The following is a 25,200-nucleotide window of genomic DNA, read 5'->3' as shown; positions in this document are numbered from 1 at the left end:
CTTTTAAACTGACCGAATATTGAGAGTAACTTAACCGCGCACAATTAATGGAATTGAGACAATAATCAAGGTACAATAGCGCTGCATTTTTGGACACTTAGGTGTTTTGATGCAACGACCTCTGACGCGCGCAATCGTTGCGGTTCGTAGGGAAGAATAAATTTACCACGTGTTTGGCTATGTTCCGTGGTGATAACAAGGATCACTTTATGAATACAAAACTTCTCGTTGGCTTAGGTGCTGTGGCTATTGCCGTTGGTGCTTATGTAACCACTCAATCATCATCTTCTTCAAGCATCGCGATGGAACAACTGGAATATGTTCCGGCTGATACCGCGGTATTTTGGGGGCAATTAACGCCTTTTGAGCAACAAAAATATTTGTCTTTCATGCCTAAAGAGCTTAGACAGGTTCAAAATATCGAAGAGATAACTGGGTTGCTTAGAAAAGAAAATGATAAGCACTTGGACTTTGTAGCAACGCTACTAGAGCAATACAACTTAGCTTTGACTTCACCTGAACAAATGAAAGCTATCTTAGGCATGGGTGAGACAGTTAGAAGTGTATTCTACACAGTTGGTTTACTGCCTACATTGCGCTATGAACTGGCGGATCCTGAGGCTTTTCAACGTACGATAAAAATGGCTGCAAAAGATGCCGAAATTACATATCGAGAAGATACGCTAGATGGTGTCGCGTTAACGCGTTATCAGCTTGAGTTCGCGCCAGAAGCTAAAATTGAGCTTATCACTTCCGTGCAGGGTCAATGGGTTACGACGACATTTAACACGCCAATTAATACCGAAGCAGATCTAAAAGTTGCTTTGGGTATCACCAAACCAGCTCAGTCATTGGCACAATCTGGCAAGCTTGAGCAATATAATACGCAGTTTGGCTTTGATGGTTCGTCAATTGCATTTTTGAACCATGTGGCTATCGTCGATGGTATAACCGCAAATAAGCAGTCTGATTTTACTCGTATGCTAGATAACATCTTGCAGCTAGGCGGTGGGACTGAGAAATTAGCAGCGGTACGTGCCCCTGAGTGTCAGGCGGACTACAGTGAAATCGCGAATTTGTGGCCTGCAACTGTGCTGGGCACCAAGAATATCCAATTTACTAATTCCGCAATCGACTTTGAAGTTGATACTGTAGTGGTGGGTCAAGATGCTGAACTGATGAAAGCACTTGGGTCGATCCGTGGTTTTATTCCTGCGCACGTCACCAACGGCGAAGAAAAAGTACTAGGGTTTGGCTATGGTGTTGATGTCGCAAAAGTTGCGCCGCTTGTAAACACCCTTTGGGGCCGCTTTACTAAAGCTGAATTCAAGTGTTCTGAACTCGTTGCATTACAGCAGCAAGCGAAACAAAATAGCCCAATGGCTATTGCGATGATGACAGGCATGGCAAACTCGGTTAAAGGCGTGAGTGCATCGGTTTTCGATCTTGTTATGGAGCCAAACGACCAAGGCACGCCGGAACCTAAAACGTTTGATGCTCTAGTTACATTGTCTGCTGAAGACCCGTTAGTACTCGTTAATACGGTAAAAGGCCTGGCACCTATGCTGGGGCAAATTCAAATCCCAGAAGATGGTACACCGGTTTCAATTAACCAATATATTCCGTCTCCACAGCCATTAGACATGGATATTAAGCTGGCGGTTAAAGGCGATCACTTAGTGTTATATACGGGTGAAAAGGCGACTGTTATTGCTGAGAAAATGGCAAGCCAAGTGCTAGAAAGTAATGGCATGACGCATTTCAGCATGGATATGCAGGCTTTCGTAGCTCCATTATTAGAAGCGGCAAAAGCAACTGGTCAACCAATGCCTGAAGGTATTGATGCTTTCTTACAGCAGAATATGGTATTTGAGTTTAGTATGGATGTGGCAGACCATGGTCTTGTATTTGGCACAGATATGAAGCTGAAAAAACTATAATACCAGTTGTATTAAGTAAATGATCTATCTTGAAGTGGGGAAATAGCTTTAGTAGCACCGCTCTCGCGTCCTGCTACCGCTAAGGTACCTATATCCATATAGGCAAGGCAAAAATTTTGCTATTTAGTTGTTCTAAATGAGAAATTTTTAACGAAGCTAATATGCTATTTCACCCTTCAAATTGATTAGAGAATTAATTCAATTGGTATAACTAGCAAAAACTAAAATGATGTTAAAAATGCCGACGTAAAGTCGGCATTTTTGTTCTAAAACCACATTTGCTTTGTCAAAATTGGTAGCTCACTGTTGCTTTAATGTTTCTTCCAAGCTCTGCGGGGTCGTTCGCTTCACTTGCTGGCGCGCGCAAATAACGCTTATCCGTTAGGTTGTCTACACCAAGTCGGGCAGAGAAACCTGATAATACTCCCTCGCCTTGGTATTTTACGTTGAGGTTGTAGATAGTATAGGTACCGGTACCGTATCCGCGTGTGATGAGATCTTCGCTAAGGCGCTGTTGAGCTCTGTAGTGTAATAATTGAAAACCCAGATTTAAATTACTATTCAATTGATAATTGGTATTCCAAGTAAGCTTATCTGCTGGTGCTTCAGAATATGGTTGGCGCGTATAGTCAATAGTGCCTAAAAAGAAACTAGGTACACCGACGACATCCATATTCATAGAGGCGTACCCAAGGTAGATATCTAATTTTTTGAATGAATACTGTGCTTCAATTTCAATACCATGACTGAATAACTTACCAATATTTTTTGCACTGTAGTCACGATGTGTGGCGACAGGCACACCATTGCTGGGCTTAGGACCGGGTGAGCCGAGTTGCTTATTGCCGCTTTCATCGATGTAATACATAAAAGGTACATTGTCGATGTAATTATTTATCTCACTATCGAAGTACATGGCTTTTACGCTGAAATTATCCGCGAAGGATAAGTCCTGCCAGCTCAAACCAAAACCAACTTCGTAGCTTTGAGAGTCTTCGGCTTTTAAATCTGGTTGTGGTTCGCTAAAGCAAATTTTTCCACCAATATGACATCTCCACTCGTCTTTTTTATACAACTCTTGGAGCGAAGGGGCTCGAAATGCCTCTGCGGCTTTAGCGTAAAAATTAAGATAATCCACGACTTTAAAAGTTACTCCCAACTCGCTAGAGAGCTCAGAATCATCATTATCGGAATAGGCGACAAAGTGATTACTTGAACGGGTGTATTTATCGAATCTCACACCACCTGTCAGGAGTAATCTCTCATTTAAAAACTGACTTTGATCGATAACAGAAATAGACCAATTCGAGGCATCGCTATCGCCATAGTAAGTTGATTTATTAGTAGGGTTTTCGTCCCATTGTTGTTGGTCGAAGCTTTCGGACTCGTACTGCGCTTCAATGGCTAATTTGTGCTTTATCTTGCCGTTGAAGGTAGCCAAGTTAGCAACTCTCAGGCCTTTACGCGTACTTTCTCCATTTTTTTCACCATCATAGTTAATTTTGTTGCTGCCGCGTTCAATATAACCTTTGGTGATTTCATCATAGGTTTTGCGCGAATAGAATGCTTGTACATCCAAGTCGATCAGCTCGCTAGCTCCTTGATATGTATAGTTGAGCATTCCTTCCAAATAGTCATTTTTGTAATCTTCAGCAAGCGTAGGATAGGCCAATGCTAAATCGATGCGCTGGGCATACGGCTGATCGATTGACTCGGTTTTACTGTAATCAATTTTACTACTCAAAGTATGGTATTCATCGATGTACCATGTATTTTTAAGCGCGAGGTTTTGACGTTTTGACTGATTCTTTATTTTACTGATCTGCTGGATACTATCATCTTCTGTGGCTTTGGTGTCTGCCACTACATCAATATCGTTAAACTCCACTTGGCCAATAGACAGGACTGTATCACTCTGATCATTTAGGTGAAATAGACTAACGTTAATATCGTTGGCATCCGACACAGATAAATGTGTGACCGAAGCTTTGCCGCCAAAGCCATGCTGATCATTTAGATAATCAGCAGCGTTCTTGGTAACCAGACGTATACTTCCCCCGATTGCCCCAGAGCCAACGGTTAAAGAATCGGCACCTCGTAATACTTGCACTTGCTTCAATTGATCTGGGTTTATTCCCAAAGAATTAATTTGCGCGATATTTTGGCTGCCGTCGGAATCAATCTTGCGCTTCACATTGTCTACAGAGATGTGTATTCGTTCACCGTACAGTCCTCGAATGGCGGGTTGTCCAGAGAGCGGAGTCACGCTACCAAATAGTTCAACATTGGGGAGAGTCTTGAGTAATTGGTTTAGATCTGACGCTTGTTGCCGTGCTATTTGCTCTTCTGTTAGCGCAGAAACTGACGCGGCAACATCATGGTTCAATGTTGCTAATTTATGTCCCAATACCTCAATTTTTTCAATATCGGAATTGGTCGACGAAGGCGCTTCAGCATATGTATTCCAGCCGCAGAACGTTGCAAGAATGGATAAAGAGAGAGTAGAGAGTTTCATATTATTAATCCTTAATAAAAACAATTACTATTTGCAGTTGCGGCGTGGATGTTAGTTGTTATAAGATCTAATTGCAATAAATAATTACTTATAGTTATATAGTTAAAGGCGTTACTATTCTGACTTTTAAGGAAAAAATATGAAGATAAACAAATTACTCTGTGGTTTCGTTGTCACACTTTTTGTATCAACAGCAGACGCTAAAACAAATGAATTTGGCGGTGGTGCGAACATGAACAAGCTCGTTACAGCTGCAGACGTACTGAAAAACACAGAGCGGTATACGGGAAGTGAGATCACGCTATCAGGTGAAGTGGTCAAAGTGTGTAAAAAGCGTGGTTGTTGGATGACGCTGAAAGTAGATAATGGCGAGGAGATAAACGTAAAGGTACGTGATGGCGATATGGTTTTCCCAATGTCTGCCATTGGTAAGCGCGCTTATGCGACCGGCGTCCTTGAGCAGTTTGAGTTAAATATTGAGAAAACCAAGCGTTATTTAGCCCACAGAGCACACGAAAATGGCGAGGTGTTTGATGAAAGCGAAGTTACCGAGGGAATGAGTTTAGTTAGGCTTAAGCCTAATGCAGTAACTATTCTAGCAACTAAATAAATGCTATTTTACAAGTACAGCGTACTCAAAGTTTGTGCGCTGTGAGCTTGGACTGATAACCACTTGATAAGTTTCTGCGCCAAGCATTACATAATTAACCTTACCCACCTTGAGTGGCTTTGGCGTAGTCTCTAAGTCCATAATCCAGACACCCGTTTCGGTATCCGGAGCCAAGTTTATTAAGGTTCTACCGGCGTTATTTGGAATATACAAAGCGGCATTACTACTTTTGCCCCATATCGCTTTTAGTTTTTGGTTTTCAGAAACCAAGGTGTAGTTAGCAGGGCCTGACGGACGAATATCCGTTTGGCGTTTAACTACACATTGCTCGCATGCAATTGAGGGAGCTGAAAGGTGAGTTTGCAGCTGTCCATTAAAGATGATCCCTTCTGAGGCAATTTTCCATAGCGACTGCCCTTCTGCCAATTGATGGCATCCTGATATCAGCAGAGCTGAAAACATAATGCTGTAATATTTATGGATAATGGACACTTGAACACCAAATCAAAACTCGTCAAATCGGTACAAATTTTAGCTAATCTTTAGCATCAATATAAGGTCCGAACGTTAACGAATGTAAAAGGTATCTTCATTAAGTATTAAGCCTAACTGCTACAGCCACTGCCGCAACTTGAGCCACTACTGCAACTTGAGTTTGAAGAACTTGATGATGAGGAGCTGTCGCCACTATCCATTGAAGTACATCCGATGTGACCTGCATAGGTTGTGCTGCTGGAATCGCCCTTGGTAACAGGTTCACGAAAGTCAGTTGCTGAGTAGTAATACCCATTTGGGATGTTGAGTAAGGCATCCAGTGCGAATAATATTGGTAAAGCAGCTGGCCTACGCGGGGATATGCGCTCGATGCTACAACAGGCTCGCCATGTCTTACGTAGGCTGAGTTGCGCTTTGTTTTTCCCTTTCATCGCTTCTGATGGGCAATGATGTAAGAAACGGCCAAAAGCTTCGTAGCAAAAGGATTGATACTCTTGAGTGTGTAAAATAAATTCATGCCACAGCGCATCGACAACCCGAGAGGGCATAGCCAAGGATTGATCTTCGAGCAATAAATTCGCTTGGAAAAACTGCTTGAGACCAAATTCAACCTGTGTCAGTTGCTCATCGGTAAGCTCAGGATAATGGTGACTGAGTTTGGGTCTTAAATGCGTGAGGTCGTAATCTTGTATAAACGTACGTCTATGAGCTATCGTTTTTACTTTTTGATATTGTAATACACCAACAAAGACCACAAATGCTGCGACAAGTATAAGAAAGCCAATCATGTTATTTCCCTATATTTTTGCGTCCTAGACTGACCGAATGTATAGAATGTGTCAATAACGGGAAATATTAGAAGCAAGTTTTCTTGCCTCTAATCGATTGTAAGTTTCTTAAATACTCTGTTTGACGTACTCTCCAGGGGCATCGTAAATTCCTGGTTGTTCATCACTTTGTGCGGCACGGGCTGGCACTTGTTCTGGGTTTATTTGATGTAGCCACTGTGCCCAGTGTGACCACCATGATCCACTTTCATGTTTTGCCGAAGCAAGCCACTGGGCGGGGTTTTCTTGGCCTTGTCCATCAAACCAATAACCATATTTGTTTGCACTTGGCGGGTTGACCACTCCGGCAATATGGCCAGACTCCCCAAGCACAAAGGTGAGTGGGCTGCTGAGCTTTTTAGCCCCCTCAAAAGTGCCTTGCCACAGCGCAATATGATCGTCACGGGTAGATAGGAAGTAGACAGGTTGTTTTACTTTACTGAGGTCAATTTTAGTGCCACGAATACTGACAGACTTGTCTTCAATAAGCTGATTATTGAGATATAAGTCTCGTAAAATAAAGTTGTGGCAGGCCGCGGTTAGATTTGTACTATCACTATTCCAGTAGAGTAAATCTAAGTCGGCAGGCGCTTTGCCTTTGAGGTAGTTATTAACGAAGTAATTCCAATACAAGCTGTTTTCTCTCAGCATACTAAAAGAAGTACCGAGCAGATGCCCTGACATCACGCCATTTTGATTATTATACTGCTCTAGTGCGTTAATGGTGGGCTCATTGATAAATGCGCCAAGTTCACCTGGCTGCGAGAAATCTAAAATCGTGGTCAGTAAGGTTGCACTTTTTACTCTTTGTTTTATGCGTTTAGCAGCAATATAGGCCATACATGTAGTGAGTAGAGTACCGCCGATGCAATAACCTACAGTATGGATTTGCGTTTCACCTGTTTGCTTTTCGGTTTGCTCTAAAGCACATAGCACACCGTCTACGACATAGTCGTCAAATGCAATATTTGCCATGCTTGGATCAGGGTTTTTCCATGACATCATTAACACGGTATACCCTTGTTCAAGTGCCCATTTAACCAAGGAGTTATCTGCTCTCAAGTCCAAAATATAGTATTTATTCACAAATGGCGGCACGATAAGCAGGGGAGTCTTGTGCACTTGCTCTGTAGTTGGATGGTATTGGATCAGTTCAAATAAGTGATTTTGGAATACCACTCTACCTGGCGTACAAGCAAGGTCTTCTCCAAGTGTATACGCATTTTCATTAGTCATGCTGACTCGAAGCATTTCAGTACTTTTGGCTAAATCTTTTTTTAAGCGTGCCAGTCCATCGAATAGATTCTGCCCGTTACTTTCTAGCGTCAGCTTAAGTAGTTCTGGATTAGTTGAAACAAAGTTGCTCGGTGATACTGAATTCACGGACTGTCTTGCAAAAAACGCTAATCGTTCTTTAAGTTTTGGGTCGAGACCTGGAGTATTTTCAATGGTGTTTTGTAGCGATTGTCCAAACCAAAGATAGCTTTGTTTAAGGTAGTTAAACCAAGGATTTTCTTGCCAATCTGGGTCTATAAAGCGTTTGTCTCCACGCTCAGGGCTAATAATGTCTTCTTTCTCACCGGCAGTTTGTGGCATAAAACTGTTTTGAAAAATAGCAAACTGAGTTTGCCACCACGCATTTTGCTGTTTAATAAAGGTTTCCGGTTGCTGATTGAGTGCACTGAGCCAACTTTGTAAGTCGGCTTGGTTTTGCTCATTTAATGCATTTTGTAATGGATTCTCTTTACCAAAATTTGTCGCTGCGAGCTGCCACAATTCTTGGTTATATTGCCACCACGCAGTTAACCCTTGCCCAATATTTTCTTGAGTGCCCATACAGGTAGATCCTTTGTGTTGTTTGAACGGGTAAGGCGACCTAAGTCGCCCAAAATTGCAGGTTATTGCGCTTTCGCTGTTTTTAGCGTTTCTTTACCAAGAGATTCTAAGCTGTCTTTAAATTCTTGACCTAATTGAGAAAGCTTTTGACCATCTTGGATCATCTGTTGGCTTAGAGCGTTTAACGCGTTCAGCTGACTTGCGTTGAAATCCATCATAGATTTTGCATCTTTGATTTCAGTCGCTTGCTTTAGCTGCTCAATGGATGTTTTAGTGATCTGCTCAGCCGAGTGCAGCTGAATTTTGGATAGTGCTTCGATGTTTTTTGCCACGATTTGGTTAAACTGTACCGCTGGTGCAAAAAATTGCTCAGTTTGTTCGTTGAATGTTTTGAATAAATCGCTGTACATGGTCTTTTCCTTGTTATCGATTAAATTAACACAATGGATGATAGTGATCAGTTAGCACCACCGAACATCAGGTACAGCTCGCTCCCTCGGTGGTATTTAGGTTATTGCATATATAGGCCGCCATTGAGCGACAGGGTTTCGCCAGTAATGTAACCGGCTTCTTTTGATGCTAAGTACGCAACTGCGGCTGCAACTTCGTCAGGCGTGGCTAAACGCTGCATCGGTACTTGTGCTTTTATGCTATTTAGCACGTCTTCACGCATGGCGCTTACCATAGGCGTTTCTGTGTAGCCCGGTGCTACAGCATTGACGGTAACACCGCTTCTTGCACCTTCATAGGCCAGTGCTTTGGTAAACCCAATCATGCCTGCTTTTGCGGCGGAATAATTAGCCTGCCCAAACTGACCTTTTAGGCCATTAACGCTAGAGATATTAACGATACGACCTCGCTTCTTTGCGCACATTGCCGCAAAGACCGGGTTGGTCATATTAAAGAGGGAATTTAAATTGGTGTTGATCACCTCGCTCCACTGCGCGTGGGTCATTTTTTTAAACGCTGAATCGCGTGTGATCCCGGCGTTGTTTACGAGTAGATCGACATTACCAAATTCTTGTAGAACCTGAACCATCGCTGTGTGGCATTGTTCAGCGTGCGTTACATCCAAAAATAAGGGTTTTACCGCAGCTGGATTTATTTGTAGCGTGTTAAGCCAGAGGTCAAAGTCGGCCTCATTACGCCTTTCACTTGCTATCGCGACAACAAAAAAATCTTTTTCAATGAGTGTTTTTGTAATAGCAGAACCAATCCCACCAAAGGCACCAGTCACCACCGCAATTTGTTTGTTTTCCATAACGCTCCCGCGAAAAAAGAGGCTATACCAACATACTTCCTAGCCGAGTTAGCTTAATTAGTATTTTTGCTGGTATTTATGACAAATTGGTCGCGAGTTGATGTCAGTTTGAAGACAGCGGAAACGAAATTAGGAACGCACAACATAAATTTAATTAAGTTTTATTCAGTTTTTCCGATATATAGCAAACAGTGTCTATCCCAAGGAGTGAAAATGGATATTCAAATACATCAAGGTGGCTTACCACCGTTGCAGCAACAGACTGAATTGAAATCACAAGGCTCAGCTCAAGTTGCTGCTAACCAGATAAAGACGAAATCACCAAGTGATACGGAAGAAAAGCAAGAGATACCTGCGATGCTCTCCAAAGAGCTTGATGATGAAGCAGCAGGTTATAAGGAAGATAACCCTGTATTTAAAGAGGATTATGAAAACTTAGAAAAGGCAATGGACCTTATTCAAGCGCAAATTCGTAAACTCCAAGAAAGAATTAATAAGCTGATGCAATCCCAAGAACAGCGCTTTTTAAGAGTCGAACAACACCCCGACGCGACTAATGATGAGCAGCAAGCTGTAATCGAACACGTAGGTAGCAAAAAGTACCGTGACCAAACAACAGTGGATGAAGTGGAAGTGCTTGAAGAACAGCTCTCCGAATTTAAACAGCAAGAAGCGGAGCTTCGCATTCAGATGTTAAAGATGATTTTGGCGGAGCGAGAGCGATTAGAGGAGCTCAAACGTAAAGGAAAGCGGTAACTTTTTACCACTAAAAGGTAACAGTATGTTGTATAAGTAATTTTTGAGAGTTATATTTTGTTGGATAATTTTTTTGGAAATAGTGTGTGGCGTGCCAACTATATCCATTTAGAACAATAAGCGCACCAGAAAAATAAAGTGTATCATATTCGGGAAATAAGGAGTTTAGAACGTGCAATATCAAGAGTCAGAGTTGTTTTATAGTGGCCTTTTTGATGAGCTTTTCCCCATATTACGTTCAATTACGGGACCAGGCTTGCGTCAGAGTTATGATATCTTCTCTCGTTATATGCCCTTGACAGTTCAGTCTATCCCGACAGGTACCTCGGTGTTTGATTGGACAGTTCCACAAGAGTGGCACTGTAATGATGCATACCTTCTAGATCCGGATGGGCAAAAAGTCGCCGATATGAAACGTTTAAATCTGGAAGTGGTAAATTACTCTGAGCCTGTAAATACTGAGATTGAGCTCGAAGAATTACAAAACCACCTTTACAGCCTTCCTGAATTACCGAATGCCATTCCATATGTGACCAGCTATTACAAAAAAAGGTGGGGGTTTTGTGTATCTCAGAATATTCGGGATAATTTAAAACCCGGCATATATAAAGCGGTCATTGACAGCGAATTTGTTGATGGTCATTTGGATATTGCACAGACTGTCCTTGAGGGAGAGTCAAAAAAGGAAATCCTGCTTAGTTCTTATTTATGTCATCCATCAATGGCAAATAATGAAATCAGTGGACCTTTGGTACTGCTCGGTTTATATCACCGAATTAAGCACTGGCCAAAGCGACGTTATTCGTATCGCTTTGCTTTGCATCCAGAAACAATTGGTAGTTTAGGGTTGCTTCATTTAGAGGGCGATTACTTAAAGGAAAATTTAGTTTCAGGTCTTGTAATTAACTGTATGGGTGGTGAGCCTGAAGAATTAGTATTCAAGCATAGTCGTAACGATAATGGATTGTTAGATAAACTGCTATATCACCTTAATGAACATGGCTTTCACCACCAAAACATTCCATTCAGTCCATTAAGTGGTTCAGATGAGCGTCAATACAATTCGCCAGGTTTTCAATTTCCAGTATGTTGCGTGAGTCGATGTTTTCATGCAGGTTACAATGAGTATCATACTTCGTTAGACGATAAAGAAAATATGGGGATTAAACCGATATTGGATAGTATCGACAAACTTGAGAAGATTCTTATTGCGTTGGAGCAGACAGCAACGTTCGAGAACAAGTTTCCTTATGGTGAACCAAATTTAGGCAAGCGAGGGCTGTATCCGACATTGAGCTTTTTCAGCAAAGAAAGAGTTGGCCAATTAGAAGAGTTGAATCATATCAGGATGCTACTCAATTATAGCGATGGAAAGCATGACACAATAGATATTGCGAACTTATCGGGTTGTAGTGTAGTAGATATGGAAAGTGCGCTCAGTAAACTGGAGCAACAAAGTGTTCTTGAAATGCTTTAGAAGCGGAATGATAGCCAGGCTTTAAGCTTGTGCTATCATTTTTTAAACTAGTTATTATACAACTTCAACATCATACTTTTTAAGTATGTTTTTCCCTTCTCCGTATGAACTAAAGTCTATGATATCTTCCATTTCTAACATGATATCAAATGCATCTTCTAATTCTGCAACTAGTCCCATGTGACCGACTGAGTCCCACTCTGGAATTGCTTGATAGCCGAAGTCATCGGTGAGCTGTGCTTCAGTGATGTCAAAAGCTGTAATAAAGGCCTGATTGTACTTTTCTAAGTTACTCATTTATTGTTCCTATTTGACGACGAGCAATGACTATTATTGTGAAAGAATATTCGTTGACTATCAATAGCATCTATAAAAGAATGTCTGTATCTTGATATATTAAAACACACTTGCCATGACAGAATACTATAATGCACTCGTAGTGGAAAAAAAACCTCCAAGAGAATTTGCATATCGAGTTAAAAGCTTGCCAGTAACACATCTACCTAGTTCTGAAGTACTCGTAAAAGTGCACTATTCCTCTTTAAATTATAAAGATATTTTATCCTGCCAGGGCAATCCTGCTGTGACTCGCCGCTTCCCTCATACTCCGGGGCTTGATGCAAGTGGGGTAGTTGAGCAATCAAATTCAGCTCTTTTTAAAAGAGGCGATAGAGTAGCTGTGTTTTGCACACCAATGGGGATGCATTATCAGGGCGGTCTTGCAGAGTATATATGCGTACCCGCTGAATGGCTCATCCGATTGCCAGAAAATATGTGCCTAGAGGAAGTAATGGTATATGGAACCGCTGGGTATACAGCGGCACTTGCCGTTGAAGCAATCGAAAAGCATGGTATCGACAAGTCAGTTAGTAAGGTGCTGGTAACTGGAGCCAGCGGTGGTCTTGGCAGTATCGCTGTATTACTTCTCAAGCATCTTGGTTATGACGTTGAAGTGAGTGTAACTCGGGAAAATGGTAAAGTTTTCCTTGAGAATTTAGGGGTCACTGCTGTTGTTGATTTAAATGCGTCAGATGTGAAGACGACACAAAACTTATTGCCCTCAAGGTGGCAGGCAGTCATAGATGTGGCTGGTGGAGATGTGCTCGCTTGTATTTTAAAGCAGGTATCAGAGAATGGCATTGTTGTGAGCACAGGGCTTGTTGCGGGGACGCATTTTGAGACAAATGTATTACCTTTTATTCTTCGTGGGATTAGCCTAATAGGTATCAACGCGGAAGGAACCTCGGTCGAAAGTAGAAAAAGTCTACTGATAAAACTGGCCTCAATTTGGCGAAGTTCTGCGCTTTGCGATGTCTACAAAAAAGTGAAATTAGCAGGGGTCAGTTGTGCTATTGAAAACTTTAAGGAGCAGAATATATATGGCAGAGTTGTAGTGGATATGGAGGCTAAATGATGATGAAAACTGCGGAACAAATATCTACCGCTTTGGATATAACCCCCCCTTTTTTAATGATCGATAATTACGAGTTGATTGAGAAAGGGAAAACGGCTATTGCGACAAAGTCTATCTCAGTTGATGATTGGTTTTTTGAGTGTCATTTACCAAAATCTGGAGTCATGCCAGGCACATTGCAAATCGAAGGTATGTTACAAACGTTGGTGCTACTGATTTACGACTCTTTTGAGCACGGAGAGCATCGGGCTTATGTAAACAATATTAACGTTAAACTGATGAAGGCAGTCACAGTGACCAATTGCTCGGAGTTGCGCTATGAAGCAACCATACTTTCTATGAGAAGGGGGATATGTAAGGGCGAAGTAATTGCTTTGTGTGACGGCACAAAAATTTGCGTAGGCACATTTAGTTATGCTTCTCCACACTTAATGGCGGTACCTAAGTCAGCTGAATGATTTACGACCAATAGCCTGAATTAACTGTTGGTCGTAAAAGGGCATTAATTATCAGCAGCTTTGGGTATTAATTAGCGCGTTTAACTCTTTGGTATACAGTTTATCTGCGACCTTTCCGGTGATCACTTCATGCTCTTGTTTCATCGGTCCAAAGTAATCAACATATCGATTGTTTCCACTATTTAGATCTTGCAACATCATTTCATGTGCACAGAGTAGGTTGATGCTGTGAATGAGAAGAGGTCTTTTTAGTGTGGATAAGAGTTGGGATTCAATAACTGCTGCTTCTCTAAAAGCTCTATCTCCAGTATGGGTTAAAGAAGAAAAGTCACAGGTATCTAAGTCTCGAACATAAAACTGAGTTTCAATGTGCTGCTCTTTGGTGTTGTGTAAGAGCAGTGAACCTGAAAATGTTTTGACGTAGCGATAATCAACATCGGCACAATGCTCAGCATGGTGAATGCTTGAGAGTGATTTTACATAGTGATGCCCAACACAGGTGAGCTGAGTGTTGTTTTTTATCACCCACTCAAAAATGGAATCGGGTCCAGTGCTTTTAGCGATATAATTTTGTGTGAGGGAGGGGTAGGCGTGGCCAAAAACTAAAAATGAATAAAATGGTTGTTGAACTCTGTGTTGCGGATATTGGGCTAACAACATTGCACCAAAAGCACCGGTTTGTACTTCACTCTTGTAGGGAGAAAACGCTTTACTGTGAGGAAAACTAAAGTAAAACGACGAAACAAGTAAAGACTCATTAGGTTTGAGTTGTGCTACCAATGAATCAACAATATATATTGCCGCTTTGTGTGCTTCTGTGTGCTTTACACCTGTTGCAGCAATCAGCATACGAAAATCAACTGACAACCAATATACATCACTTTGACATTGATTAAAGCTCAATTGTACTGCTGATACGATATTATCAAGCGCTTGAGTGACAGAATGATGATTATGTTCAAATTGCATCTTTAATCCAATTACTTAGTGAGAAATGTTTCTGCTTTTTGAGCTATTGATTTTGCGTCCAACCCTTGCTCGCCAAGCATATAATCGTAATCACCTGTTTTTATGTATGCATCGGGTAGGGCAACAGAGAGGTGACGAATACCACAGCCCAGAGGCGATAAATATTCAGCAATGGCGCTACCAAGGCCTCCAATTTTAGAGTGTTCCTCGACGGTGATAATAGGTCTGCCTTTTGCGATGATTTCTTGCAGTCTAGCTTCATCCAAAGGTTTGATAGTATGCATGTTAATGACGGATGCCGATATTCCTTGCTCCGCGAGTAATTCGGCGGCCTGCAAAGACTGGTAAACCATTGAGCCACAAGCGATAAGAGTTACATCAGCCCCTTCCCTAAGCAGAATTGATTTTCCTATTTCAAATTCATAATCATCTGTGTAGACGATTGGACAGTTTGCTGTGCCTGTGAGGCGTATATACATGGGGCCTTTGAAACTGGCAGCAGATTCTACTAACTTCACGACTTCGACACAGTCTGCAGGGGATACAACGGTTAAATTTGGGATAGCACGCATGACCGCCATATCTTCGATTCCGAAGTGAGAGTTCCCCAAAAAGCCCATGCTTATTCCACCACCGATTGCGACAGCTTTAACATTTAGCTCCATGTAGCCCAAATTCATTCGAATTTGTTCGCTTGCCCGCATGGCGATAAAGGGTGAAAAGGAAGAGGCAAAAACATTGTACCCCTCCTTTGCAAGTCCTGCTGCTACGCCAATCATGTTTTGCTCTGCAATACCAGCATTAAGAAACTTATCTGGGTAGGTCGTGCGAAAACGTTCTAACCCAGATGAACTTGCCAAATCAGCTGACATTACCATAAGGTCATCGTGCTTATCTGCTATGGCAAGAATAGCTTGACCATACACCCCTCTCGGACCGAGTCTTGCCCACTGACGTGCACTTTTAGACGTTATTTCCATTGTCGCTCCTTTCGTTATTTGAATTATTGAGGGCAGCGACAGCTGCTTCGTAATTAGTTTTAGTTAGACGATTGTGATGCCATGAGTTATCGCCCTCCATAAAAGAAACACCTTTTCCTTTAATCGTATTAGCGACGATGGCTTTAGGCTTATTTAGAGGATCTTCTTCAAAAGCTTCAACAATGGCATCAATATCATGACCGTCAACTTCAATAACATGCCAGCCAAAAGCACGAAATCGTTCTGCCATATTGTCGATGTGAAGTACATCTTTTCCAAAGCCATCATTTTGTTGTTTGTTGTAGTCTATGATAGCGGTTAGGTTGTCCAGTTTTAGGTGGGATGCCAACATTGCAGCTTCCCATACGGAGCCTTCATTGGTTTCACCATCACCAACTAATGTATAGGTATGAAAAGGCTTTGCTTGTTTTTTAGCCGCGAAAGCGATTCCGACCGCCATTGATATGCCGTGACCCAAACTACCATTAGAGGACTCAATCCCTAAATCAAGATTCATCACGGGGTGGGCGATTAGATCACTGCCATTTTGTTGAAAGGTATCAAAAACTTCTTGAGAAATGATGCCTGCGCCAAGCAGTGCAGGATAAAATCCAAGTACACCGTGGCCCTTACTTAAAATGAAACGGTCTCGTTCTGGCCAGCGAGGATCTTGGGCGTCAAAATTAAGTACTTTTCCGTAGAGTACCGCCATGACATCAGTCATAGACAGAGCACCACCAATATGAGTAGATGTGCCACTGTGGTAGCTAATATCGAGTATCTTTTGCCTCATGGTACGTGCAAACTCAGTTAATTCTGGATAACTCATTACATTCCTCTTTAAATTAAACCGCCATCAACGTTGAGCACTTGGCCTGTGATGTGCGTCGCTAAATCACTACATAAGAACAAAGCTGTATTTGCAATATCTTGAGGTATCGCAGCCTTTTTCAGTAAACTTTTAGCGACTAAGTCTATTTTTGCTTGTTCATCCATCTCTTCAGCCATATCGGTGCTAGTGACACCTGGCGCAATAGCATTCACCCTAATACCGCTATCTGCAAGTTCTACTGCCATACTTAGACTTGCACGCTCAAATGCAGATTTGACACTACCGTACGCTAGTGTACCGCGATCAATTTGATGCGTTGCACTTGAAAGAATATTGATTACACACCCTTGTTTTTGTCGCTGCATTAGTCTTGAAATCTGCTGAGTTAGCAATAACTGATTGAACAAATTCACTTCAAATAGCTGTTTAACATCATGCATTGAAGTCATTTGAAACAATCCACCCATTGCAATTCCTGCATTATTTATCAATATATCGACCGTTTTAGAAATTGCTCTAATATCTTTTATCGAGGATTTGACACTATCTTCATGGTTTAGATCTAATTTCACAAAGTGCAGATTATCTTGATGTGTCAAACTTGCCTTTGCGGCTTCAATGTCTCTGACAGCAGCGATTACCGTGCAACCATGTGCCAACAAGGTCTCGCTAATCGCTTTGCCGATCCCCCTGTTTGCGCCAGTTACAACGGCAACTTTATTTCTAGCAAGTTGCCCTGCAATGTAAGGTATCATATGACTTTCCTGTAAATAGGCCCACGTTCGTACACATCCTCAAGCAGCAGCCAGTCATCACATTCCAAAGAGTTCCCGTCAGGAAAAGGAGGCACCGCGCCTGAACCAATTTTGGTTAACACGCTAGGGTGAGTGTAGTAGGCAGTAAGACATTGTTGGACGATATAATTGACTAAATAAACATCCACTCGCTTAGCTTTTTCAATGCAAAGTAAGTAGCTTTTTTCATCAAGGCAGGACAATGAGTTCGAAAACTTTTCTTGCGCAACATTATTCAAAATGAATAAAAACTCTTCAATTTGCTGTGGTTCTAAAAGGTTTGCTACAGCCTTATCTATATGCAGATCCGTCGCAGAGGGCATATTAAGGCTTGTATCTGAGGGTAAAATAACATCTAGAAATTGCGATAAACTCATTATACTACCCAACTCTTTATATTTTTACTGATGTGGTCACAAAACTTTAGAGTTAAAGCTTGGGCGGTAGCGACTGGGTTGACAGCTCCTGAAGTGATAAAAACGCTGCTGTCGACGATGAAAAGGTTGCTTACCTCATGTGCTTGCCCATGCTCATTGACCACTGAATTTGTTTTATCTGCTCCCATTTTGGTTGTTCCCATTAGGTGCCAACCCGCATGTTTCACAGGATAATGAGCTGCTGAAATTTTCGCTCCGGCTTCGGCGAATAACTTTTTAGTTTGTTCGATACCATGCTCGAGCATTTTTTTTGTATTTTCATGTAGAGAATAGTGCACTTTGATACCGGGCATACCAAAACTATCCGTTTTCGAATAATCAAGCTCTATACGGTTTTCGGGATCTGGTAAATCCTCAGAAATGACGGCAATGCCCATATTATGGTTAAAATATTGCGAAAAAGCCTGATGATGGTTTTTTCCAAGAGGTATTCTTCTCGTTATGTATCCGGAGCACGCGCTATCTACTGCTGAAGAGCCCCTTAATACGTGCAATGTGTAGCCGCGTTTAAAGCCTCTATCTTCTTGCGTTTCATAAAATTGTTGAGAATAAATACTACAGCCCTGTGGACCGATGCTTGTATCTAGAGGTTCATCAAATACACCTTCGACATATGCGAGTGGATGTAACATCAAATTGCGACCAACAAGGTCATAGTTGTTTAATAGCCCATTAGGGAAAAGTTCGGATTTACTATTTAGTAGTAATCTAGGTGTACCTATCCCGCTACAAGCGAGAATGACAAGGGCGGCGGCTAAAAATTGCTCATTTCCATGTTTGTCATAATATTTTACTCCTGTCGCTTTTTGTTCTTTATCAACTGGAATATCAAAAACACGGCATTCAGTCATTACTTGAACGCCTTGTAACTTTGCTTGCGGCCAGTAAGTAATATCAACGCTGCCTTTGGCACCTTGGCTACACCCGGTATTACACGGGCCCAAATTTATGCAAGGAGGTCGATTTTGGTGATTTTTAGTATTGATAGCACTGTATGATGGCCACCAATGCCAGCCAAGCCGATTAAAAGCTTGAGCCAATTTTTTCGCACCTGGCCCCATCGCGATCGGCGGCAATAAGTTTTCATATTCAGGGTATGCAGTATCTCCAACTAACCCTGCAACGCCCATCATCTCTTCATTTTGATTAAAGTAAGGAGTGAGCGTCTGGTAGTCAAATGGCCAATCCTCTGCAACCTTATCAAGCCTATATGTGGCAAAGTCAGAAGGGTGAAAGCGCGGAAAGTGCCCTGAATATAAGATGGTACTACCACCAAAGCCATTAAAATTGGCAAGAGATATAGCTGAATTACTGTTATCAATTGGGTAATCAGCCTTGTTAGCTCTAACATTTGGGTCAAAACTCGCCGATCGTTGCTTATCTCGCTCCCAATCCGCTTTGGTCGTAGGGTATTGAGCTGGGTTAGATTCGCGACCTTGTTCAATACAAACTATAGATAGGTTGCTATCCTGGCTGAGACGCCAAGCAGCGGCTGCTCCACTTGCACCAGATCCAACAATAATAATATCTACTTTAGCGGTCATAACTCAGTTTTCTTTTTTGGCAGATATTGCTCGAGGATTTCCGGAATAGTAATCATCATATCGGCCTCACAGGCTATTTCGCCATTAACCTTTGCCACACCCCTGCCTTTACAAATACCTCTTTTCCAAGACAGTACTTCAGTTTCAATTTCAAACTTTTCACCTGGTTTTACTTCTCTTTTATAGCGCACGGTGTGTTGCAAGGCATGTGTCACTTTACCCTTTAAGCCGGGAAGAGTAGTAATCGCGACCGTTAGCATTTGCGCTAACGCTTCGAGTTGCAAGGCGCCAGGCATATTTGGACCATCAGGAAAGTGTACAGGGAAGTACCACTCATTCATGGTTAGATTTTTATAGCCTTTGGCATATTTCCCGGGAATAACTTCCTCAACATGGTCAATCATGAGAAAAGGGTAGCGGTTAGGTTGATACTCTTGTAGTTCAACACAGTTTAAACTGAATTTTTCCATTTTTTACAGAGCCTTGTTTAAATATCTTAGTCGATAGTTACGATTCGGGATAATGTCGTTATTATATCGTATCCATCCCATAAATTGTGCATATTCAGTGCGTTACCTATGGGGACTATACGATCAATTCCGCTACAGCCATTGCTATAGATAAACTCAGCAATAGTACTTTTCTCAACGCCTAAATAGCTTAAAGTTTGCACTTTCTCGTTGATTAGCGGGGCAAGCTGCGCTATCGATTTAATTCTGGTTTCGTAGATTAATCCACTCGTACCACGGAAGCTTTGTTGAGATATATTGATGGATTTTACCTCAATCCGAGTAAGTTCAGGTGAAGCAATTTCAATATTGGCGATATTTTCATGGTCAATAGCTGCATTACAAGTATCCACAAATTTATTTAGTACCTGAATGTCTTCAATCGCGTATTTATCTGCCGCAATGTCAGCTAAGCATTGCCAAAGTCGACTTTTTGCTTCTATAACCGAAGAGTCATCACCAAGCCAGACACACAGTTGAGGTGATGAGCAACCCGCCTGATCTAACTGATATATATCATTATAAAAATGGTGGCAGTGGGTATTGATAAGCTCGTCAGAACAACAGCTAATATAGGTAGCATCAAGCAAACATAGAGAGTAGCGATCTGCAAAAGCTATTTCTCTAGAGCGAGGAGGCGTGGCAAATTGGCGCATTTTATTAATGGTATGATCACCGCCCCAAATCACTCTTCCTGCTGCTTGGCTGAGCCAAAATGCAGTGACATCATCATTATGCTCATAGCGAATAAGAAAAACTCGTTGTGCGATTGGTTGGTACTCAGACTCTAATAATAATTGCGAGAGAGTTTGTAAAGCAATATCTGTGCTGTGGTTTGATTTAGATGACAAGCGCAAAACACAGCTATTACCTGCAAGTAGCGCAAATGCGAGTGAATAGGCAAAGTTTATCGGTACGTTTGCTGGGCAGATATGAAAGGTTAAGCCTAGCCCTATAGATAGCCTGTTTGAGTAGGAGCTTGTTTTCATTGATAAAAGGTTGGCCTTTCTTAGCCAAAACGCGAGCGCCATTAGATCTGGCAGCGTATTTGCCTCTGGATGTCGTCGTAGCCTTGCTGAAAGTGTATTTAAAAACGATATGGTCTGCTCTTCCCAAGCCCTTGTTGGCTGAATATGAAAATCAGATGATGAGCCAACTAAGGTTGTAAAGTGAGCTTGAATGTTATTTGGAATAAGTATCACTGCACCCTCTCACTTCCGCTTGTTTTACTCTACCCAGCACATCAAAATAGGTACCTTTCCAGCCGCACTGGCAGTCATCTTCTCCAAGCTTTACACCGATATCTTCACTTAAGATACTGTGTCCAGGGTAGCTATGAGGGAGTGCAGAAATTAATTGAATAAGCCCCAAATTACCATCTTTAACTGGTTGTAATGTTTTAAAATCTCTAATTATTACTTCAGACCATGATGAGCAGTGGAAGTGACCCTGTTTACACTCCATAAAGATAGACCCTGTTTGCTCAATCATACCGTAGTAATTGTGTACACTCTGGATTGCAGTAACGTTAGCTAATCTAGACTTAAAATGTGACTTGGTTACCTTATTTGCTTCTATTTTCTTCCAGCCACCACCATGAAGCAAAATGCTTTCGGATAAATCAATTTTTTTGCTCAATTGCTCTAAGGCTTCAACAAAATGAAGCCAAACTATATAAGTAAAGCCAAAGATAAACTTTTTCTGTCCTTGATATTTGTCTATGAATGCGTTGAGAGCATCAAAGTTTATTGTCATATCATCATTCAATGCGTAAGTGATGTCTCGCCCATACATTGAAAACCCTAAGATACCCGCAGTACGAGCCGAAAACTTTGTTCTATTTTTGACGGTAGACGGACAGTCGATAACTAGCATTGGAAGGCGCTGTTTACCAATTAAGTGAGTAACTAGTTTAGAGAGTATTTTTACTTGCAGCGCTGATGTTCTTTTATCGAGATAGATTTTGGAAACGGATTGTCCAGAGGTTCCCGAAGACATCATCGTCTTAATAATACTTTCTTGTGGTACACTTTTTAATTCTTGAGATTTAAATAGTCTGACTGGCAGAGGAAAAAACGGACTAAATGGGTGGCCATTTAAGTCAATATTAGGCATCGACTGCTTAAGCTTTGCAAATGGCGGACATTGAGACAAATGAATTTGATCTAGTTCAGCCAACTTTGATATTAATACAGATTGCTTTTGCTGCTTAGGCCATGCGTATGGTGGCCAATCAGATAATATTACTTCATCTACTTCATAAGACATTGATAATCTACCTTGCCACTTTCTAATCTAGGAATGTGTGAAACAGTTTGAATTTTGATGGCCGTATAATTAATGGAAAATAGTTCAGCGAACGTTTTTTTAAGTGTTCGTAGATCAATTTCTTCGCCATCTACAATGGCAATATTTAGCTTATCATCAGTGCCAAAGGCGACACTTTCATACCCTAATTCTTGCAACGTTGCTTCAACATGACTCAGAGATATACGATTTCCAAACACTTTGATAAAGCGCTTTAAACGGCCCTCTATATAGAAATAGCCCTGTTTGCAGCTTGCTAAATCGCCTGTTTTCAAAATGCCTTGGTTTTCATCACCTTTAGATAAGTCGAAAATAGTTTCAGCGTAACCTAAGCATACATTATCTCCCTCATAGACGAGCTCGCCTATGTCGCCTGACTCTGTGATATCGTTACCGTTCTCATCCTGGAGCCATAGTTTTCCTCTCGGAATTGCTTTACCGATACTGCCAAGGTGCGTATTCAAATCACTAGGCTGCATATAAGATATCCTAGGTGAAGCCTCTGTTTGACCGTACATCACCCAAAAATTAATACCCATTGTGTTCGTCAATGCTTGTATCTTTGACAAATATCGCTCTGCCAATTTACCACCTGCTTGTGTCATCGTTTTAAGATGGGGCAATTTCATGGTATCAAGCTTCATTCTCAGTAGTGATTCATAATGAAATGGTACTCCTGAGAAACTGGTAATTTCGTGAGTCGTCATATTTTCCCAAAATGACTTGTCCATTATCGTTTCATTTGTAAGATAAATTGAGGCACCTGCAAGTAAATGGCTGTTTACAATAGATAATCCATAAGAATAGCTAATAGGCAAATGTACAATAGCGCGCTCTAATGGGGTGATAGATAAATATTCTTTGATAGCTTGCGCGTTACTCAATAGGTTTTGTCTAGAAAATCTAACGAGTTTTGGTGAGCCGGTCGATCCTGAGGTTGAAGCCAAAAATGCCAATTGGGGATGTAAAGTGTGAGGTTTATTTAACGGGCTACATAGTAGTTGATATTGACCCTGTGAGCTTAAAACTGTGTACTTAGAGAAAATACCTGCTTTCTCTGTTTTGGTTAAAACATAGTTAGGTTGGTATGTGCACACTAGCGTTTCAAGCTGCTCTACTGCCATATTTGCACTTAAAAACAGTACTACGACTTCTGCCTCTATTGCTGCGAGGTAATGAACAAGGCAAGGGTAATCATTATTTCCGATGATAAAAAGTAAAGCCTTTTGCTGTAAGGGTTTTGCTGCATTTGCAACATCATCAAGCAGCGCTCGATAAGTATAGGATTCGCCGTTTTCAGTGATCACGGCAATGTGTTCTGGATACTGTTTGTTGATTACACTTTGAATCTTGGTCATGGGCTAAACTTTTGACGTTAAAACTGCTAATGGCATTACGTTTATTCTACAATAAAAATACTGCAAAAATCGCGCCGATATCAGATGAGTATCACATGCTCAACGTGAACATATAAATAAAATATAGCGGTACGTTTAAAACTGATATGAACTCCATGAATAGCGCCTATAACACCCGTAATGTTAGCTTAAACAAACAAAAACATTAACTTATAAGAAGAAGATAGAAAAGTATAACGTTAAAATCAGCGAAAATTCATCCAAATTTCATGGCATCACTCTCACTAACTGCTAGCTTGAGCACCCTTTGTAATTGATTTCAAAAGTTTAGTTAGTAATAGGGAGCTAAAAATGGATAACAAATTATTGACGTCTGAATGGTTGATACTATTCGTAACTTTAGTAATGGTCAGCAAGAGCCTCGCTCAAGACGCAGAAGTATCTTTAATAGGTCCTTATCTTGGTCAAACACCTCTTGGGGACACACCTCAAGTATTTGCGCTTGGCACGGTGTAAACAGAGCACAGAGATCACAATGCGTTTTTCTCTCCCGATATGAAAACTTTTACTTTACGCGAAAGGATCTGAACGTGAACCGTTGGAGTTTAATTGTGTACGAGCTGCGAGGAGAACAGTGGCATGATACGGTTGTTGGTCCAAGAGTTGGCAGGCCATTATTAGCACCAGATGGCGTGACCATGCATATGAGTAAATATGTTATGACGCGTCGAGAGGGGAGCTGGTCTGAAGCCAAAAGTCTAGGCCCTATGTTTGATAAAGAAAGCTAGGGGATCATGCGGTTAAGTGCATCTTCGAGTGGTACGTATGTGTTTGACGATAATAAAAGCGGCGATGTTATTAGGATCTCTGAGGTGAAAAACGGTCAACGCCAAAGACCGGTTAAATTAGGTCCTGAAATTAACACTGACTTATATAATGCGCATCCATTTATCGCGCCCGATGATTCTTACATTATATGGGACGGGGTTCGAGATTCAGGGTTTGGCAACTCAGATCTTTATATCAGTTTTCGTTTGAAAGACGGTAGTTGGGGCGAAGCGATTAATTTGGGAGACAAAGTAACCACGAGTGCGCGGGAGGCGTCAGCGAGCGTAACGCCCGATGGCAAATATCTGTTCTTTAATCGTACAACACCTCCAAGAAATGCTGATATTTTTTGGGTTGATGCTCAGGTAATCGAAACGCTAAAACCTGCCAATTAGCGGATTGGTATGCAGCGCACAGTGACTACTTTGGTGTGCGCTTTACTCTTTAAGTGTAGTGAAACGGAGGCTAACACATGCTACAAATGCTCAAATAACGTTTGAAGTATGTAGTCTTGAACTTTATCTACAAAAAACTAAGTGAGCAAAGGGGGAACGGGACCTGAAACGTAAAGGAAATCGGTAGAAACCCGATAACGCAAATCAATTTACAGATGCAAATTAGAGTTAGCTGTGTATAATTTGATCGCGATTGTAAAAATAAGGAAATTAATATGGATGAATCTAATACTTTAGCTGGTTATTTTGTGTGGGATTTGAGTGTGCTTTTTCTGCTGCTCGTACCGTTTGTGGTTATGGGCGCGCTGTCGTACTTTTTGGGCAAGCGCAAAACACAGCAACCTAAACTTGCTGCGTTTATCGGAGTAATGTTGACATTTGCACTACCCTTAGGAGTGCTGTATTTAGTAGTACTTCTGTTAAAAGACGACCTTGAATGTCAAACTAATCATCAAAGCCTACAGGCAGGAAACTAGCATTCAGCACTAAATTGTGTGAGGCTAATTTCCATTAACCAGAGCTTGTGTTCAAGCTCTGGTTTTACACATTTCTGTGATACCAATTTGTCTTAATACTGACTCAATCTGAAAGAGCAAAT

27 protein-coding genes are annotated in these 25,200 nt (G+C 41.4%); 10 read left to right on the top strand and 17 right to left on the bottom strand.

The features are described 5' to 3' along the window. Window positions 1-209: 209 nt before the first annotated feature. The gene (locus CWC29_RS11455; protein WP_138522603.1) at window positions 210-1,940 is read left to right on the top strand and encodes a hypothetical protein; all 1,731 of its coding nucleotides are present in this window, start codon (window positions 210-212) and stop codon (window positions 1,938-1,940) included. A 286-nt stretch (window positions 1,941-2,226) separates the two neighbouring features. Here CWC29_RS11455 and CWC29_RS11450 read toward each other — a convergent pair whose 3' ends face one another. Beyond that, window positions 2,227-4,455, bottom strand: a complete 2,229-nt coding sequence (locus CWC29_RS11450) for a TonB-dependent receptor domain-containing protein (protein WP_138521128.1) — start codon at window positions 4,453-4,455, stop codon at window positions 2,227-2,229. A 139-nt stretch (window positions 4,456-4,594) separates the two neighbouring features. Between CWC29_RS11450 and CWC29_RS11445 the strand changes: the two genes are divergently transcribed. Continuing rightward, window positions 4,595-5,065, top strand: coding sequence for a DUF4920 domain-containing protein (locus CWC29_RS11445; protein ID WP_138521130.1), 471 nt, complete (start codon window positions 4,595-4,597; stop codon window positions 5,063-5,065). A gap of 3 nt (window positions 5,066-5,068) precedes the next feature. Here the strand turns inward: CWC29_RS11445 and CWC29_RS11440 are convergent, their stop codons facing one another. The 5 genes from CWC29_RS11440 to CWC29_RS11420 form a co-directional block, all read right to left on the bottom strand. After that, window positions 5,069-5,557, bottom strand: coding sequence for a hypothetical protein (locus tag CWC29_RS11440; RefSeq protein ID WP_128725600.1), 489 nt, complete (start codon window positions 5,555-5,557; stop codon window positions 5,069-5,071). Between the two features lie 113 nt (window positions 5,558-5,670). Further along, window positions 5,671-6,348 (bottom strand): glycine-rich domain-containing protein, encoded by a 678-nt coding sequence (locus CWC29_RS11435; RefSeq protein WP_138521132.1) that lies wholly within the window; start codon window positions 6,346-6,348, stop codon window positions 5,671-5,673. 108 nt (window positions 6,349-6,456) lie between these two features. Beyond that, on the bottom strand, window positions 6,457-8,223 hold the full coding sequence (gene phaC, locus CWC29_RS11430; protein WP_138521134.1) for a class I poly(R)-hydroxyalkanoic acid synthase: 1,767 nt from the start codon (window positions 8,221-8,223) through the stop codon (window positions 6,457-6,459). 62 nt (window positions 8,224-8,285) lie between these two features. Next, entirely contained in the window at window positions 8,286-8,633 is a 348-nt protein-coding gene (locus CWC29_RS11425; protein WP_017216260.1) for a phasin family protein, read from the bottom strand. 101 nt (window positions 8,634-8,734) lie between these two features. Beyond that, on the bottom strand, window positions 8,735-9,484 hold the full coding sequence (locus CWC29_RS11420; protein WP_128725603.1) for an SDR family oxidoreductase: 750 nt from the start codon (window positions 9,482-9,484) through the stop codon (window positions 8,735-8,737). 213 nt (window positions 9,485-9,697) lie between these two features. On the opposite strand from CWC29_RS11420, the gene CWC29_RS11415 reads away from it, so the two are divergent. Both CWC29_RS11415 and CWC29_RS11410 read left to right on the top strand, forming a co-directional pair. After that, entirely contained in the window at window positions 9,698-10,240 is a 543-nt protein-coding gene (locus CWC29_RS11415; RefSeq protein ID WP_128725604.1) for a hypothetical protein, read from the top strand. Between the two features lie 172 nt (window positions 10,241-10,412). Continuing rightward, entirely contained in the window at window positions 10,413-11,717 is a 1,305-nt protein-coding gene (locus tag CWC29_RS11410; protein ID WP_138521136.1) for a DUF4910 domain-containing protein, read from the top strand. Between the two features lie 54 nt (window positions 11,718-11,771). On the opposite strand, the gene CWC29_RS11405 is transcribed toward CWC29_RS11410, so the two are convergent. Continuing rightward, entirely contained in the window at window positions 11,772-12,014 is a 243-nt protein-coding gene (locus CWC29_RS11405; RefSeq protein ID WP_039496786.1) for an acyl carrier protein, read from the bottom strand. Between the two features lie 142 nt (window positions 12,015-12,156). On the opposite strand from CWC29_RS11405, the gene CWC29_RS11400 reads away from it, so the two are divergent. Both CWC29_RS11400 and CWC29_RS11395 read left to right on the top strand, forming a co-directional pair. Then, window positions 12,157-13,131, top strand: coding sequence for a YhdH/YhfP family quinone oxidoreductase (locus tag CWC29_RS11400; RefSeq protein ID WP_167815424.1), 975 nt, complete (start codon window positions 12,157-12,159; stop codon window positions 13,129-13,131). Next, window positions 13,128-13,589, top strand: a complete 462-nt coding sequence (locus tag CWC29_RS11395) for a 3-hydroxyacyl-ACP dehydratase FabZ family protein (protein ID WP_138521140.1) — start codon at window positions 13,128-13,130, stop codon at window positions 13,587-13,589. Before CWC29_RS11400 ends, CWC29_RS11395 begins: the two co-directional genes overlap by 4 nt. 51 nt (window positions 13,590-13,640) lie before the next feature. Here the strand turns inward: CWC29_RS11395 and CWC29_RS11390 are convergent, their stop codons facing one another. From CWC29_RS11390 to CWC29_RS11345, 10 genes are read right to left on the bottom strand one after another with little or no spacing between them, the layout of a single operon-like run. Next, window positions 13,641-14,558 carry an AAC(3) family N-acetyltransferase gene (locus tag CWC29_RS11390; RefSeq protein ID WP_128726964.1) on the bottom strand — a complete coding sequence of 306 codons (918 nt, stop codon included), beginning with the start codon at window positions 14,556-14,558 and terminating at the stop codon, window positions 13,641-13,643. An 11-nt stretch (window positions 14,559-14,569) separates the two neighbouring features. Then, window positions 14,570-15,538 carry a transketolase family protein gene (locus tag CWC29_RS11385; protein ID WP_138521142.1) on the bottom strand — a complete coding sequence of 323 codons (969 nt, stop codon included), beginning with the start codon at window positions 15,536-15,538 and terminating at the stop codon, window positions 14,570-14,572. Next, the gene (locus tag CWC29_RS11380) at window positions 15,522-16,367 is read right to left on the bottom strand and encodes a transketolase (protein WP_128726962.1); all 846 of its coding nucleotides are present in this window, start codon (window positions 16,365-16,367) and stop codon (window positions 15,522-15,524) included. Before CWC29_RS11380 ends, CWC29_RS11385 begins: the two co-directional genes overlap by 17 nt. Before the next feature lie 11 nt (window positions 16,368-16,378). Next, window positions 16,379-17,125, bottom strand: a complete 747-nt coding sequence (locus CWC29_RS11375) for an SDR family NAD(P)-dependent oxidoreductase (RefSeq protein WP_138521144.1) — start codon at window positions 17,123-17,125, stop codon at window positions 16,379-16,381. Next, the gene (locus CWC29_RS11370) at window positions 17,122-17,541 is read right to left on the bottom strand and encodes a hypothetical protein (protein ID WP_128726960.1); all 420 of its coding nucleotides are present in this window, start codon (window positions 17,539-17,541) and stop codon (window positions 17,122-17,124) included. Before CWC29_RS11370 ends, CWC29_RS11375 begins: the two co-directional genes overlap by 4 nt. After that, window positions 17,541-19,145: a GMC family oxidoreductase gene (locus CWC29_RS11365; protein WP_128726959.1), complete on the bottom strand. Its 1,605-nt coding sequence runs from the start codon at window positions 19,143-19,145 to the stop codon at window positions 17,541-17,543. Before CWC29_RS11365 ends, CWC29_RS11370 begins: the two co-directional genes overlap by 1 nt. After that, on the bottom strand, window positions 19,142-19,615 hold the full coding sequence (gene fabZ, locus CWC29_RS11360; protein WP_039496798.1) for a 3-hydroxyacyl-ACP dehydratase FabZ: 474 nt from the start codon (window positions 19,613-19,615) through the stop codon (window positions 19,142-19,144). The genes CWC29_RS11365 and fabZ overlap by 4 nt, the downstream gene beginning before the upstream one ends. Before the next feature lie 26 nt (window positions 19,616-19,641). Further along, window positions 19,642-20,856 carry an acyl-CoA reductase gene (locus CWC29_RS11355; RefSeq protein ID WP_138521146.1) on the bottom strand — a complete coding sequence of 405 codons (1,215 nt, stop codon included), beginning with the start codon at window positions 20,854-20,856 and terminating at the stop codon, window positions 19,642-19,644. Further along, entirely contained in the window at window positions 20,837-21,922 is a 1,086-nt protein-coding gene (locus CWC29_RS11350) for a LuxE/PaaK family acyltransferase (protein ID WP_138521148.1), read from the bottom strand. Before CWC29_RS11350 ends, CWC29_RS11355 begins: the two co-directional genes overlap by 20 nt. Then, on the bottom strand, window positions 21,907-23,319 hold the full coding sequence (locus CWC29_RS11345; protein WP_138521150.1) for an AMP-binding protein: 1,413 nt from the start codon (window positions 23,317-23,319) through the stop codon (window positions 21,907-21,909). Before CWC29_RS11345 ends, CWC29_RS11350 begins: the two co-directional genes overlap by 16 nt. Window positions 23,320-23,670: 351 nt before the next feature. Between CWC29_RS11345 and CWC29_RS23735 the strand changes: the two genes are divergently transcribed. From CWC29_RS23735 to CWC29_RS11335, 4 genes are all read left to right on the top strand, one after another. Continuing rightward, complete coding sequence (locus CWC29_RS23735; protein WP_235956566.1) at window positions 23,671-23,835, top strand: hypothetical protein; 165 nt, start codon at window positions 23,671-23,673, stop codon at window positions 23,833-23,835. A 74-nt stretch (window positions 23,836-23,909) separates the two neighbouring features. Then, a complete protein-coding gene (locus CWC29_RS23730) occupies window positions 23,910-24,107 on the top strand; it encodes a hypothetical protein (protein WP_235956565.1) in 198 nt (65 codons plus the stop codon). 6 nt (window positions 24,108-24,113) lie between these two features. Further along, window positions 24,114-24,542: a TolB-like translocation protein gene (locus CWC29_RS23725; protein ID WP_235956564.1), complete on the top strand. Its 429-nt coding sequence runs from the start codon at window positions 24,114-24,116 to the stop codon at window positions 24,540-24,542. Between the two features lie 275 nt (window positions 24,543-24,817). Further along, a complete protein-coding gene (locus CWC29_RS11335) occupies window positions 24,818-25,078 on the top strand; it encodes a hypothetical protein (RefSeq protein WP_138521152.1) in 261 nt (86 codons plus the stop codon). The last annotated feature ends 122 nt before the right edge of the window (window positions 25,079-25,200 follow it).

The sequence above is a fragment of the Pseudoalteromonas galatheae genome (assembly GCF_005886105.2).
Lineage (GTDB): Bacteria > Pseudomonadota > Gammaproteobacteria > Enterobacterales > Alteromonadaceae > Pseudoalteromonas > Pseudoalteromonas galatheae.
This window is presented reverse-complemented; position numbering and strand designations above follow the sequence as displayed.

Coding starts and splice junctions, on each gene's coding strand:
- CWC29_RS11350 (WP_138521148.1), bottom strand. CDS start 21,922: ATGTCTTATGAAGTAGATGAAGTAATATTATCTGATTGGCCACCATAC.
- CWC29_RS11380 (WP_128726962.1), bottom strand. CDS start 16,367: ATGAGTTATCCAGAATTAACTGAGTTTGCACGTACCATGAGGCAAAAG.
- CWC29_RS11335 (WP_138521152.1), top strand. CDS start 24,818: ATGGATGAATCTAATACTTTAGCTGGTTATTTTGTGTGGGATTTGAGT.
- CWC29_RS11435 (WP_138521132.1), bottom strand. CDS start 6,348: ATGATTGGCTTTCTTATACTTGTCGCAGCATTTGTGGTCTTTGTTGGT.
- CWC29_RS11405 (WP_039496786.1), bottom strand. CDS start 12,014: ATGAGTAACTTAGAAAAGTACAATCAGGCCTTTATTACAGCTTTTGAC.
- CWC29_RS11420 (WP_128725603.1), bottom strand. CDS start 9,484: ATGGAAAACAAACAAATTGCGGTGGTGACTGGTGCCTTTGGTGGGATT.
- phaC (WP_138521134.1), bottom strand. CDS start 8,223: ATGGGCACTCAAGAAAATATTGGGCAAGGGTTAACTGCGTGGTGGCAA.
- fabZ (WP_039496798.1), bottom strand. CDS start 19,615: ATGGAAAAATTCAGTTTAAACTGTGTTGAACTACAAGAGTATCAACCT.
- CWC29_RS11395 (WP_138521140.1), top strand. CDS start 13,128: ATGATGATGAAAACTGCGGAACAAATATCTACCGCTTTGGATATAACC.
- CWC29_RS11390 (WP_128726964.1), bottom strand. CDS start 14,558: ATGCAATTTGAACATAATCATCATTCTGTCACTCAAGCGCTTGATAAT.
- CWC29_RS11385 (WP_138521142.1), bottom strand. CDS start 15,538: ATGGAAATAACGTCTAAAAGTGCACGTCAGTGGGCAAGACTCGGTCCG.
- CWC29_RS11365 (WP_128726959.1), bottom strand. CDS start 19,145: ATGACCGCTAAAGTAGATATTATTATTGTTGGATCTGGTGCAAGTGGA.
- CWC29_RS11345 (WP_138521150.1), bottom strand. CDS start 23,319: ATGACCAAGATTCAAAGTGTAATCAACAAACAGTATCCAGAACACATT.
- CWC29_RS11375 (WP_138521144.1), bottom strand. CDS start 17,125: ATGATACCTTACATTGCAGGGCAACTTGCTAGAAATAAAGTTGCCGTT.
- CWC29_RS11450 (WP_138521128.1), bottom strand. CDS start 4,455: ATGAAACTCTCTACTCTCTCTTTATCCATTCTTGCAACGTTCTGCGGC.
- CWC29_RS11425 (WP_017216260.1), bottom strand. CDS start 8,633: ATGTACAGCGATTTATTCAAAACATTCAACGAACAAACTGAGCAATTT.
- CWC29_RS23735 (WP_235956566.1), top strand. CDS start 23,671: ATGGATAACAAATTATTGACGTCTGAATGGTTGATACTATTCGTAACT.
- CWC29_RS11415 (WP_128725604.1), top strand. CDS start 9,698: ATGGATATTCAAATACATCAAGGTGGCTTACCACCGTTGCAGCAACAG.
- CWC29_RS11445 (WP_138521130.1), top strand. CDS start 4,595: ATGAAGATAAACAAATTACTCTGTGGTTTCGTTGTCACACTTTTTGTA.
- CWC29_RS11370 (WP_128726960.1), bottom strand. CDS start 17,541: ATGAGTTTATCGCAATTTCTAGATGTTATTTTACCCTCAGATACAAGC.
- CWC29_RS23725 (WP_235956564.1), top strand. CDS start 24,114: ATGCGGTTAAGTGCATCTTCGAGTGGTACGTATGTGTTTGACGATAAT.
- CWC29_RS11455 (WP_138522603.1), top strand. CDS start 210: ATGAATACAAAACTTCTCGTTGGCTTAGGTGCTGTGGCTATTGCCGTT.